We start from the raw sequence: 14,039 nt of genomic DNA on the forward strand, positions 1-14,039 counted from the left end.
AGAATTCATCATCACCCCAGGTGGGGAGTACTTAATTAACTTTTTATCTCTAAGAATTTGGAGCTTCTTTTAATATACAGAATAGCGAGATGCATAAGAGAGTAACTGATTTTACTTAACGAGAAAAAAATTTAATATCGCTGAGCTCATACGTATAAAAAAACCTCACCGTATTGACGATGAGCTGTGCAAAAATATATCAGCTTGCTTTTTTAATATCTTGTATTTTCTCAGCTTTCCAGATTTCGTTTGCCCACTCAGGGTGGTCAACAAAAGGATTGCGATTATGCTGCCATCTTTCATATATCACATCGTTTCGACGGCGTTCAAAATCATCAACTGGGTCTAATTCATTCCACTCTAATAGAGTGGAAAATTTTCCATGCAATGCTTTGGGATAGGTATTAACTGTATCTGACAGCTCTAAATCAATTTCTCCGTTATCTCCTTCATAGCGGACAGCCATATAGAATATCATTCTCGCAACATCACCTTTAACACTGTTAGGTGGTTCCCAAGAGTCAGTATCATAATAACATTCACATCCACTATATTTTTTGCCGCCATTATCAAAATCAAGATGTCCCCTAACACTATTTACGGTAACATCCTCGGGGCGTAAATGATGAATATCTGTTCCTGGTCCTACACTGGTACCAAAGTCACCATGGGATTTTGCCCAGACATGCTCACGATTCCATTGACCGTTGCCTCCACCATTATTCGACTTTGCCACAGACTTACCAGAGTAAAGTAAAATGACATTGTTTGGATTTTTAGGATCTTCGTCTGTATCTTTGAGTGCATCCCAAACCTTTGCGTATGTCAATTTCGTTTGTGACTTAATAATAGTATGCAATGACGTCTTTAATTCAGACCCGGTCTTACCTTCAGCTTTTTGATAATAGGGTTCAAGCTGATCGTCGGCAGTAACGTTTACTGAGAAAGTAGCAATTGTTTTCGATTCCCACTTGTCTCTTGCAGTGACAGCAACAATATAGGAACCTTTTTTACTAGTTGGAATTGTTAGTATGGACCCTGAGACCGTACCAATTGTTGTGGAATAAGAAAGAGCATCGCTATCTGGATCTGAAAAATGATTGTTTAAGTTTAAACTTACATCTTCTCCAACTTTCACGGAGAGATTATCGATAGTCTTTATTATTACTGGAGGACGATTTTCTTTTGGAATAAAAGGAGAAGCGATCGCTTCTCCTTTTGCATTATAGAATTTTATACCAGAAACATCTATACCTTCTTTAAAAATCCATTTTTGAACATTTTCTGCTCCCCTGATTTCTTTTACATTACTGTTATCAATCAACACTTCCTTGACTTCGGCACCTGAGAAATCAAGGACAGTTTCCTTTTTTACTGGACTGATTATGATTTTCGTTTTCTTCAGACCTTCACCAGATAGGGTCGTATCTGTCTTCAGCCAGATTCCTTCTTTGATATTCGAAGTCGCATCAAGTTTGACCAATGAATTAGGTGTTTCAACAACCAATTTTTTTGTTGTGAATCCAACCAAGTCATATACTTTTTGTGGCTGTGGTGTTTGTGTTGGTTTTAATTCTGTTTGAATCAGGACTGGATCATGGTCACTCGCGCGGCCATCAGCTTCTGTAAAGGATGAATTAATATGGACGATATTCACCTTAGTTTCTGCTGCAATATTATTAGAAACAAGAATATGATCCAGAACTTGAGAATTGCCTTGGTACGTATAAGAATATCTTTCTTCAAAAGGAACCTTCTCCACCATGTTTGTTAATTCACTGCCTTTTAATGCAGTTAGTGTCTTAGAAAATTCAAAGTCATTGAAATCTCCTAGTAAAACAACATTTGCATTAGCATCTTTTGATTTAATATCCTTAACAAAGCTGTTAACAATACTTGCAATCTTAAGACGTTGAACTTCACTTTTTAATTCTGGCGGCTGATTTTTCCCAAATAGAGGCTGATCTCCACCCTTCGAATTAAAGTGATTGGCAACCACAATAACACTTTCACCGTTGAATTCAAATTGGGCTGCTAACGGCTTCCTGCTTGAAGCAAATGCTGCATTTGTCGGATCGATTCGGCCTGGATTTAATGTAAGCTTGCCATCGTTAAAGCCGACAGACTCTGTAGCTTTTCCCTTTGTTCCTTCAGTAAGCGAAACAGTACCTTTTTTATATAAGAAACCTACTCGGATATTCCCACCTGGTGCTCCACCATCTTGCTTATCTTCTGGAGCTATATCAGTAAATAGATACTCTGGTCCACCTTCTGCTTGAATCTTGGCAACCAGCTTTTTAAAGCTTTCAGTCGCATCTGTAGTACCACTATCAGCCTCACCATCATTATCCTGCATTTCTGTTAAACCGATAATATCTGGCGTCTTCAGGTTCCGTACAATGGCTTTAGCTAATTTCGTTAGTTTTTCATTGTCAGTTTTAGTTGAGAAATTCTCCACATTATAAGAGGCAACTGTCAGCTTCTTCGCATCCGGTTCAATAGAAGTAACTTCACGCTTCGTTCCCCCATCTTGTAGTTCAGGTAGCTTATCCTTACTTGTCAACACTTTAAAGTTACTATAACCGTAGCTTACAACACCCGTAATACTTCCATTAAAACTATCACCCGTTTTCGCTACATATTTATCGTTATCAAATTTCAGATGAATTCTTTCTGGGTGGGTATCTGTTTCTGTAAACTTGACTCCACCAGCAGAAGTAGAAGTTTCCATGTTCTTAGGAATAACAACAACTTCCCCATACTCCTGTGGTGCCACAACCTTCGGACTATCAAGCTGAACAAGCATTCCCTCTAAACTTTCGTAAAAATCAATCCCGTCAACTGCTGGATTAAAAACAGTCAATCCATCACTATCAATCTTCCCTGTTGGCGGGGTACGGTCTTTGCCAATTACAATTGGGTCAGGTAAAGCCTGTCCATTTTTTTCAACCGTAATAGCGGATGCACTAATTTCTGTTACAGGAAGATCCGTTGTTGCTTTTTCGGAATATCCCTCCATCACAAACTCTTTTACCGTTCCGCTTACTTTGACCACATCGCCAATCTTAACGCCATTAGCACTTTTGTAAACAAGAATTCCCTCTGAAGTGTCTATATCATTATCAGGCTTTTGATCCTGAATAAAGAAATTATTATTATCAATCGTGGATACGACAATACCCTCTATATCTGTTACATTTTGATTTAAATATGGAGAAGTATGTCCAGCTCCTTGAATATCATGAATTCGGACATCACCTTTTGAAATAGTGTAAGTAAAAGTCGAAATGTTACCATCCGTTAAGCCACTTTTTACCGCAAAAGTTTTTAATGTCGTAGCTTCATTGATTGTAATTGGTTTGGTATAGACAGTGCTGCTTTTCGTAGGCTCCTGTCCGTCTGTTGTATAATAGATTGTTGCATCAGCTGTTCCTGAGGTCAGTGTGACAGTTTCACCTGCTTTAATAAATCCTGTACCAGGTGTTGCAACTACAGTTTGTACTTTATTTGCATCTTGGATAATATCAAGTGTACTTCTTGGAATTAATTGATATACGCCTTTATATGATCCCAATACACCTGTAATTGAATCATATGTTGTACCGGCTGAAAGAAGCGTTGCATCTTGAGGGCGTAATGTAAGGGACTCTCCCTCCCCATCTTTTCCAATAAAGGTTCCGTTTGAAACAGACTCAACTGTTACATCTTTCACCGTTACAAGCTTAGCTTCCTTGCTCTCTTCAAATTGAGCAGCAGTCAATTTTTCTGCAACAGGAATACTTTCTTTTTTAAGAATAGTTACATCTGCTTTTTGAACATTTAACTCCAAGAGTGTATTATAATCAGCTAGCGTTCCTTTTGCGCTGATTTTATCTCCTGCCTCAACAGCTAGGTCTGAACCATAAATAACAATCCCTGCTGTTTCATCCTGGATATAGACTGTATTATTCGTGCCTGATGTAAAAACTGCCGTAACGACTCCAGAAGTAAGGGCTGAACTGCCAATGGTCATTTTTCTTACTTCGGCAATTGATTTAAGTGATATAATTTTATATTCAAACGATGCTATATCGCTATTATCCAAACCTGATGCTAAAGCAATTGCTTTAATTGTCATGTCTTTTGTAATAGTTATCGATTCTGTATATTGAGTGCTTGAACTCGTAGGAGTTGAACCATCAATTGTATAATAAATGGTTGCATTTTCAGTACCTGAGGAGAGCGATACTTTTGTTCCATCTATCACCCCGCCAGCAGCTACACTGGCTTTGACAGCTTCTGCTTTATTAGGAGAAGTTTCTTCTATGAAGTTCGCCGCAGATAAATCTTTTAGGCCTGGTACTGAGAAATAGGCTGTGAGAGTTCCGGTGAAAAGCACCTTCTTACCCAAATTACCCGGATTTGTCTTTAGTCCGTAAGTAGCCCGATAAGTACCGCTATTTTTCAATTCTACCGGTATTATTTTACTTGGGTCTGTTTCGTCAGGAGAATCGGCAATCGCTAGATTTGTATCTCCTGCAAATTTTGCCGGGTCTTTAGTATATTTGTTTGTTCCTGTTGTATAACCCACGATATATCCCTGCACAGTAGCAGTTCCCGAGTTATTAGCAATCGCCTCTGCAACAGTAATTGGCTCAGCAGCTTTCGTAACGATAGAATTCATTGGTGCAAAAAAGCTTAATATCAATGTGAAAATTAGAATAAGGTTCATCTTTATTTTCCAATTCTTTCTTTTCATTGAACACTCTCCATAATTAATATATTTAGCAAAGGAAAGCCTCCAGCAAAGCCGCTAGAAGGCCTTCCATAAAACTATTAGTCTATGAAATATGTGTTACCAAGAACAGTTACATTTTTAAGAACTACCTTATCAGCGTCAGTGCCCTTCAAGTGAAGATTTCCTGTGATTATAGCATTTTCGAGACTAGATACTCCTGTTATATCGACTACTATACTGCCTTTATGAGTTTTAGGGTCCTCTGCTGTACCATTGAACTCACTTGCTTTCACTTCTGTTTTAGCTTCATCGATGATACGTCCTTCAAGAGCTGGGGCAATTTTTTGGTCTTTCTGTACTTTGATATAATCTTGCAATACTTCCCAATCAACAAAGCCTAGCTCACTTACACGTCCTTCGCTGTATGCTTTTGCAAACATTGTGTAACCATCACCGCCTTTAGCAGTGAAAATATTCGTAGCAACCTGATAATTTTCATCATCTTTTAATTCTTCAAACATTCCATCTTTATAAACTTCCACACTTTGCACGCGAGACCCGGTGGCTTTTGTGTGGTCATATGTGAACCTTAGTCCGGAAACCTGCAGAAAACCGCCAAATGCAGCAGGAGCATCCTTCACGCTTAATTCAAGGGCAGATTTAATCTCTGAACCTTTTAAATCCATTACTCCCAATGAGTTACCAAAAGGAAGAATCTCAAAAATGTTTGCTAATGTAATGTTTCCAGCCTTAATTGTTGTACGAACTCCGCCTCCATTTTGAAGGGCAATAACTGTACCTGGTTTGTATTGTTGTGCTTTTGCAAGCATTCCGTCTGCAATAAAGTCACCCAGATTCGTTTCCCCTGTACGTGCTGCCGGATTTCCACCAATTAAGTCTACATCAGCAATGCCCACTACAAATTTCTGCATATCGTCGACCGCTGGCTTGTATTTAGTATTAAGGATATTTAAGGCTTCCTCATCATCTTTAATAACATAGGATTTATCTGCATTTTGTTTATTTAAATCTATTAACTTACCCTCATTAGCAATAACCTTTCCATCTTTATCGAACTCTACATCCAATTGCCCTAGATAATTGCTATATTCATTAGCCTGAACAATGACAGTAGGCTCTGCTCCTGCTTCTGTATTAACAACAGTTGGTTTTTCTAATTTATCATGGGAATGTCCGCCGACAATTACATCAATTCCTTTTACTTTTTCTGCTAGAGTCAAATCGTTATCTCCACCGCCATCATTAAAGCCAAGATGGGTAAGTGCAATGACTTTATTAACGCCTTGTTCTTCTAAGCTATTAACGGTTTGCTGGGATTTTGCAAGATATTCTTCAAACTCAACCCCCGCTCCCGGGCTTGAGATATCTTTTGTTTCAGCAGTTGTAAGACCGAAAATCCCAACCTTTTCCCCATCAATACTCTTCACGATACTGCTGTATATTTCACCGCTTTTTGCTGTTTGTGTGCTTTCTCCCTTAAAGTAAGATTTGAGATACGTATCATTTGAAAAGTTAACATTTGCACTTACAAATGGAAATTTTGCATTTTTAACAAAATCAGCCAACTTTTCTGTACCAAGATCAAATTCATGGTTCCCAAAAGTCATTGCATCATATCCAATTAAATTCATGAACTCAAGATCAGCTTGCCCAGTATATTGGTTGAAATATAGTGTTCCAGAAAAGACATCTCCTGCATCTAAAAGCAAAGAGTTTTTGTTTTCCTTTCTTACTTCTTTAATAGCTGTAATGCGCCTAGCGATATTATCCAAATGTGCATGTGTATCATTTGTATGCATGACTGTTAATTCAAAGTTCTCATTAGTAACAGTAATTGTTTTGGTTGCCGAAGTTTTAGTAGCTTTGTGAATTAATGTTACGTCTATTTGGTCTCCTGCTTTCAGGTCATTCGCTCCATCAACTTTTGTTAATACGAGTTGACCATCAGTGTTTGAAACTTCTTTTGCTCCTTTAACACTTACTTCAACAGTCTCAAGCTTTGTTACATCTTCACCATATTGGTTAACAACCTTATATCTAACGCTAACTTGCCCACCTACAATTGGAGCTTTCTCAGAAAGAATTTCGATACCTTTTACTTTTTCATCTTCTGTTTTAACCGAACCAGAAACTACTTTGCCTTGAACTAAACCAGATACGTTAACAACGTATTCACCTTTTGTAATTTTAGATGTAAGTTCGATTGTTGCTGTTTTCTTGTCTTCGCTGAAAGATACTTTTGAATAGTTAACTTTACGTCCGTCCTTTTTCAACTCAAATAATGCTTTTGTATCATCAACAGCATTGTTGAATTTAACTTCTAAGGTTTTAGAAGTGATCGCACTCACTTTCTCAACTTTAACAGTAGCTTCTTTAACTACAACTGTAATTACTAAGTCTTTTGCTTTGTTACCTTTAGCGTCAGTTGCTGTGTAAGTTACTTTGTATACTCCGGCAACATTAGTATCAATTTTAGTCGCTCCTTTTGGCCCTTTAATTTTGTATGTTACGTACACTTTATTAAGCTTGTCTTCTGCTGTTACTTTAGGAAGCTTGAAATTCCCTCCAATTTCTACTTCGAATTTAACTTCACCTTTGTAAGTGAATTTTGGTGCTTCTTTGTCAGTTGCTTGATCATATTTAGTTTGAACTTTTTTTGCATAGACTTTAATTGCTTTGCCTAAGTCTTTTTTAGTATCTACTTTAATTTTCGAAGCAGTTTTAATTCTATCCGCTGCTGTTTTTGTATCTCCTTTATTCAGCCAGTACTCTGCTTTTTCATAGTAATAGTAAGCTTTGATTTCTCCTTGCAAAGCAGTTTTAGTAGCTGCTGTGAATTGAGCGTAAAGAAGTTTTTCAATTTTCGCACCGTATACAGTGTCTTTAATATTTTTGTCTGTTTTTTTAACAGAAGCATCAAGAGCATTGTATTTATTCTTTACATCTGTTGGCTTTTGAGCAATCGCAGCAGCGTTTAGTTTAGTAAGATCACTTTTAAGCGTTTTTTTAGCTTTTTCAGCTGCTTTGTAGCCTTTTACATAGCCTTCAGCACGTGTGATATATTTTTCGTAACCTTTAAGTTCTTTGTAATAAGCATCTTTCTTAGCTTTGCTATTGCTTGAATTTTTTATTGAATTCTTCACATTCGTGTATTCTTTTTTAGCAGATTTAATTTGTTTTTCAACAGTTGTCACGTTTGCTAATTTTTTAGCGTCGAAGTAAGTGCTAAATGGTTTTTTCATTGCTGCTTTTGCATTTTTAACTTGAGTGGCAATGCTAGTAGACGCCTCTGATTGTATTGGTGCAACAGCAGTGAATGCTGATGCGGCAATTGCAGTTGCCGTTGCTAGTTTAATTGCTTTCTTCTTATTCATATAGAAAGTGTTCTCCCTTCAAATATCTAAAATAGTGCTCTAGGTACTAATAGAGTAAAAAATAACAACGACTTACGAAACAAACAATTCAGCACTAATTAACCCCTTCTCAACTCCTATTTTAAGTACAAATGTTAAAAACTAGTTCTATAAAACTATATAAACACAATATTTTTTACCAATTTATCCTTGTAAATCTACAATAATACAATTATTTTGAAATTTCTACCTCTTTTATAATAATTTTAAGTTAAAGTTTTTGTTATTACTTCCAATTATCTCTCTATTAATCAACTATAATTTGTGATGATTTATTATTTCATTAACTAATATTTAAAAGAGTTTTGTTTTTATATGTTATCAATTTGTAATAGGAATATAGATACATGAAAAAGGCACCTACTACCAGTAGGTGCCTCAGACTGTAGACAAACTCGATGAAAATCGAGTTTGTCTACAGTTTTTTTGAGGGGTTGTAAAAATTCGACGTTGATTTCCACTCCAGGCACTCGCTTTCCGCGGGCGGTCAGGGAGCCTCCTCGGCGCCTTTGCGCCTGTGGGGTCTCCCTTGGACACGCATTTCCCGCAGGAGTCTCGCACCTTCCGTTCCAATCAACTTTGTTTTAACAATTAGATATAACCACTTTTGCCTACAGTCCTTTTTGTTTTAATATAGAAGTATTAAAACTTGAGGTGATGACGATGCTTTCGAAACATAATTCTATTCAGCGAGATCAACTTGAAATGATTACTTTGGATCAACTGGTGCCAGCGAACCATTTGGTTCGTAAAATTGAGGGAGCCATTGACTTCACTTTCATTTATGACTTGGTGAAAGATATGTATTCAGAGATAGGGCGCCCAAGTATTGATCCAGTTATTTTAGTTAAATTGACATTCATTCAATATACCTTCGGTATTCGTTCGATGCGTAAAACGATTGAAGAAGTTGAAACGAATATGGCTTACCGTTGGTTTTTAGGTTACGGTTTCCATGATAAAGTACCTCACTTCTCAACGTTCGGGAAAAATTATGAGCGTCGCTTTAAAGATACAGACCTGTTTGAACGGATTTTTTATCGTATCTTAATGACAGCTTCAGAAAGAAAGTTAATAAGTGCAGAGCACGTATTCGTTGATTCAACACATGTGAAAGCCAGTGCGAATAAGCGGAAATTCGAAAAGAAAATCGTTCGTAAGGAAACACGAGCATATCAAGGACGCCTTCAAGAAGAAATAAATCAAGATCGTGAAAACAATGGAAAGAAGCCTTTTCCACCGGATAAATTTGATAAAGAAGAAACCAAAGAAATTAAAGAAAGTACAACTGATCCTGAGAGTGGCTACTATGTAAAAGATGAACGAACAAAACAGTTTGCCTATTCATTTCATGCGGCTGCGGACCGCAACGGTTTTGTGCTGGGGACGATTGTAACACCGGGAAATACGCATGATAGTCATATCTTAGAGCCTCTTGTTGAACAAGTGATTGAGAAAGTTGGAAAACCTGAAGTTGTTGCCGCAGATGCAGCTTACAAAACACCAGCCATTACAAGCTACCTTTTTGGGAAAGAAATCACACCAGCTTTACCCTATACACGTCCACGAACAAAAGAAGGGTTCTTTCGCAAGCATGACTATGTTTACGATGAACATTTTGATTGTTATCTCTGCCCATCGGGCGAGATTTTAAAGTACTCAACAACAAATAAAGAGGGCTATCGCGAGTACAAATCACCCAAACACACTTGTGCGACATGCTCATTTTTATCACAGTGTACAGTAAGCAAAGATCATCAAAAAGTGGTGACACGCCATATCTGGCAAAATTATATGGAAGAAGCAGATCATCTGCGTCATCACAAGGATGTAAAACCTATATATGCGAAACGTAAAGAAACAATAGAGCGTGTATTCGCAGATGCAAAAGAAAAGCATGGTATGCGTTGGACTACTTTAAGGGGACTTAAAAAATTGTCGATGCAGGCGATGCTTACTTTCGCTGCCATGAATTTAAAGAAGATAGCCAATTGGACATGGCAAGGTCCAAGAATGGCTTAATAAAGTGGGCTCGTAGAGGCCCAATCTCTTAATCTTGAGCAAAATTCAAAGGGAATTTCAAAAGGGGTCCGGAATTAAAACATTCCGAACCCCTTTTGTCTACAAACTGAGGCACCTACTACCAGTAGGTGCCTTTCCTTATTCATTTCAAATATTTCTTCAAGATCGGTTTCATTTGATCGACAGCTAAATGACTCCCGCCGCGTCCTTTTACATCTTCAATCATCCATGCCATAAGAAGTTCTGGATCTTCCGTGTCCATAGCGACGAACCAGCCGTTTTCTGTTCCGTTGGAGTTTTTGGAAGCCTTTATTTCAGCGGTTCCCGTTTTGGCTGCGATTTTGATGCCAAGATCATTTATGCCATGACCGCTTCCCTTAGGATGTTCCACTACTTGTGTCAACATCTTAGTGATCTGATTCGCTTGATCAGCTGATATGACTTTTTCTTTCCATATTTTCTTTTCAGTTTTATTGCCTGTTATTAACGAAGGCTTAAGGATGTTTCCTTCATTTAAGAATGCTGAGTACGTCATAGCCAAATGAAGCGTGCTCATTTGAACTTGCGCTTGACCATATCCAGCATCTGCCAGGCGCCCTTCACTGTCGACTTTACCAATGCTCGATGCTTTAATCGGGTAGTCGTAGTCCAATGCATCATCAAAGCCAAATGCTTTGAGTCCACTTGTGAATTTGTCCTTACCAAGGCCAAGTGCTTTTTGGGCAAAATAAATATTATCTGAATAAATTAACGCTTTTTCCATATCGATTGCTACACCGGGATCAGCGACTCTTGTGATGGAATGGTCTTTCCAAGTCGACTTGGCCCACGTTTTCCCTTGGATATTGATTGACTCATTCGGATCCACACCATTTTTCAAAGCTATCGCCGCAGTTATTGCCTTAATAGTTGAACCAGGTGCAAAGGTTGAACTGAATCGATTCAGAAGCGGCTTATCCGGATCTTCTTCAAGCGCTTTTTGTTCGGCCTTTGTTATTCCGAATATATATTTGTTAGGATCAAATGACGGGCTTGAGACAAGTGCCAGCGTTTCGCCGGTCTTTGGGTCAAGTGCTGTAGCTGACCCTGCTTCTTTTTCGTATTGCTTAAAGATATCCTTTTGAAGCTCAGCGTCAATGGTTAATGTAATTGTTTCTCCTTCTTCAGCTGGCTTTTCAGCTATGACTTTTTCTTCGCCATTTTCTGTCCTAATATAGATTTTACCGCCTGGCTTTCCTTTCAGACGTTCTTCTAAAATTTCCTCGAGACCACGCTTGCCGATAACGTCACTTGCGGTATAGCCCTTGCCTTTCAATCTTTCCAGGTCTTCCGCTGACGCCTCACCGACATATCCGATTAGGTGGGCAGTAGCATCTTTATAGGGATATATACGATCCTCTGTATTATTGACCGAGACCCCAGCAATGCTTAACAGTTTTTCCAAGGTTGCGGTGTTATCGGATGACATTTTCTTGATAGGCACAAAATAGCTAGGCTGCACCCATGATTGGTTCAATTTCTGATTCACTTCATCCGTAGACATGTTGAGAATTCCAGCAACCTTCTTAACAGTCTCAGTTTCATTGGCCATTTTCTCTGGTACGATTCCTATTTCTGCAACGTTACCATTCATCGCAAGGCCACGTTCATTTCGATCAACAATTTCCCCGCGTATTGCCGGGTACGATTCAACTGAAATTTTTTCATTAGCTTCTAATTCAGGGAAGATATAGCTTTCATCCCACTTGACGTACCAATTTTCTTCCTCATCTCCCTCTTCTTTGACAAGGGTTGCCTTATGATCAGAGTTAATCGCTCCCGCCATTGTTTCCATATCAACTGTATAGGCAAGATTTACTTTTTCTGCATCTTTATGATTTTTTTCTTCTTTTGGCTTTTTATAGTCCACTTTTAATTGGTCGACCTCAATGCCCTTATAGATTTTTTCATAGCGCTTCGCAAATTCATCTGCACTGACTTTTTCCTTTGTATCAGATGACAGATACTCATACATCTTCGTATAATCCTGTTTATTCCAAAGCTTCGTGTAAGCCGAAAAGCGCTCTTCTGGACTAGGCTCATCCGAGCAGCCTGCCAAAAACAATACGCTCATCAACAAAAAGCTGGAAACTAATGCTAGTTTCTTCATGATTTCCTCCTATTGAATAGTTAGAATGGTATACATATAGTTTATCAAAATATTAGAGAAATGGGGGAATTTGTATGACTAATTTCTTCATTTTACTAATTTCCCGTGTTTATGCTAAAGCAAAAGTCCTGTATCTAAGTACAGGACTCCTACAAATTAAAGCATTTTCTTTTTTCGACTCCTTTTCTCTTGCAGCCATTTTTTCAGGAAGAAAAAGCCCAATAAACTGGAAATAACAAGACCAGTTGTCGTTACAAAGACGGCCACCCATTCATATATGGTGTAATTCATATACTCTTTCCATGTTAATTTCCCTTTCCAATCTTCAATATATAGATTCATCCCGAAAATTCCGGAGATAACGGTGTAAATCGTGAGGATTTGCAAGAGATAATTACTGCTTTTCCCAGCTAGTTTATCCTGATTCTGATAGAGGTAGGAAAGTGTTTCTTTTACTTCTTTATAAAGCGGGGCAATCCTAAAGGTTTCATCCGTCATTTTAAATAGCTCTTTCCCAGTGGCCGTACTGTTGACTTCGGTAAATAAGTATTTTGCGGAAAACTCAGTGATCATGAAGATTAGCTGTTCTGTACTTGTTTGGTCTTTTTCCACATCAATTCGGGAGTGTTCATGAGCCAATTTCAGAAGGACTATTTTATAATAGAAGTAAAGCAACACCGCATAAAAGTGCTGACCGTACATTTCGCTCACAAGTTGCTGTTCCATCTTGCCTGTCGCTTTCGTGACACAGGCAAAATGATACACGCTTGTTACATAATAGGTTTCCTTCGCCCACCTGTCATACACCCTTTCCTGATAATACCGTTCGATGTAATCTGGATTTGTTGCACCGATATAGGGTTCACCATCACTATCATACCCATTCAGATCACTGGCACGGTACAAATCATTTTTAGAAATATTACGATACTCTGGGAGTGCAATATAGCTAATTACATACATTCTTTCATCGATAAAAAAAGGTAAGCTTCCGAAATAAGACGGATCGGCTTGTTCTTCGTCCATATACTCTTCCAGCGGTGGAAGTAACTCTTTAAAGATAAAATCCTTCACCTGTTTATATTCATTTTTACTACAGCCGATTTTCGTTTTCTCTTCGTCATCGGCAATTGGTTCGAGGATTCGGAACGTGTCGCCAAAATAGAGCACATCATTGTATGAAAGCCCCTCTGGCAACGTAACACGGAGATTCATCATGCCAATATGAAATGGGCATATAAAGATATCAATTGAGTTAATAATAAAAGGGGTATTTAAATACGGTGATTCGAAGGTGCACCCAACATCCAGTTTTTTTGTAAAACGTCGCAATCCTTCCTTCTGCTTTGAACTGCTTGGAAACAAAATAGGCTCAATGTACGGCATAAAGTATTTTTCTAATTTACGGTGTAAAACTTTGTGGTCTCCGTAAAATCCACCTTGCTGATTCATATCTTTCAAGTTCAAAAATACGAAATTGTCCTCTAGCAAATTTTTCACAAAAGTTTCAATCTTATTTCCCTCAAGTGTGAATGGAAAGATGAACTGCTGAAAGGAACGCTTCGTAAGATCATTTTTATTATTTATCACATCCATCATCTATTCCTCCGCTTAAACCGGGATGGCCCAGGTTTAAATCATCTTGTTTCTTATATCTACCCAGGCATACAAAAACAAAACGAAACATATTGTAAAAATAAAGTGGACAAAGTATCCG

5 protein-coding genes are annotated in these 14,039 nt (G+C 38.1%); 1 reads left to right on the plus strand and 4 read right to left on the minus strand.

What is annotated here, in order from left to right; translation table 11 throughout:
- Positions 1 to 199: 199 nt before the first annotated feature.
- On the minus strand, positions 200 to 4,738 hold the full coding sequence (locus JFV29_RS26695; RefSeq protein WP_201187431.1) for an endonuclease: 4,539 nt from the start codon (positions 4,736 to 4,738) through the stop codon (positions 200 to 202).
- Between the two features lie 77 nt (positions 4,739 to 4,815).
- Complete coding sequence (locus JFV29_RS26700) at positions 4,816 to 8,112, minus strand: 5'-nucleotidase C-terminal domain-containing protein (RefSeq protein ID WP_201187432.1); 3,297 nt, start codon at positions 8,110 to 8,112, stop codon at positions 4,816 to 4,818.
- A 702-nt stretch (positions 8,113 to 8,814) separates the two neighbouring features.
- Between JFV29_RS26700 and JFV29_RS26705 the strand changes: the two genes are divergently transcribed.
- Complete coding sequence (locus JFV29_RS26705; RefSeq protein WP_201180977.1) at positions 8,815 to 10,173, plus strand: IS1182 family transposase; 1,359 nt, start codon at positions 8,815 to 8,817, stop codon at positions 10,171 to 10,173.
- A 142-nt stretch (positions 10,174 to 10,315) separates the two neighbouring features.
- On the opposite strand, the gene JFV29_RS26710 is transcribed toward JFV29_RS26705, so the two are convergent.
- Complete coding sequence (locus JFV29_RS26710; protein ID WP_201187433.1) at positions 10,316 to 12,322, minus strand: penicillin-binding transpeptidase domain-containing protein; 2,007 nt, start codon at positions 12,320 to 12,322, stop codon at positions 10,316 to 10,318.
- A 156-nt stretch (positions 12,323 to 12,478) separates the two neighbouring features.
- A complete protein-coding gene (locus tag JFV29_RS26715; RefSeq protein ID WP_201187435.1) occupies positions 12,479 to 13,918 on the minus strand; it encodes a hypothetical protein in 1,440 nt (479 codons plus the stop codon).
- Positions 13,919 to 14,039: the final 121 nt, after the last annotated feature.

Source organism: Peribacillus sp. TH16 (assembly GCF_016651095.1).
Classification (GTDB): Bacteria; Bacillota; Bacilli; order Bacillales; family DSM-1321; genus Peribacillus; species Peribacillus butanolivorans.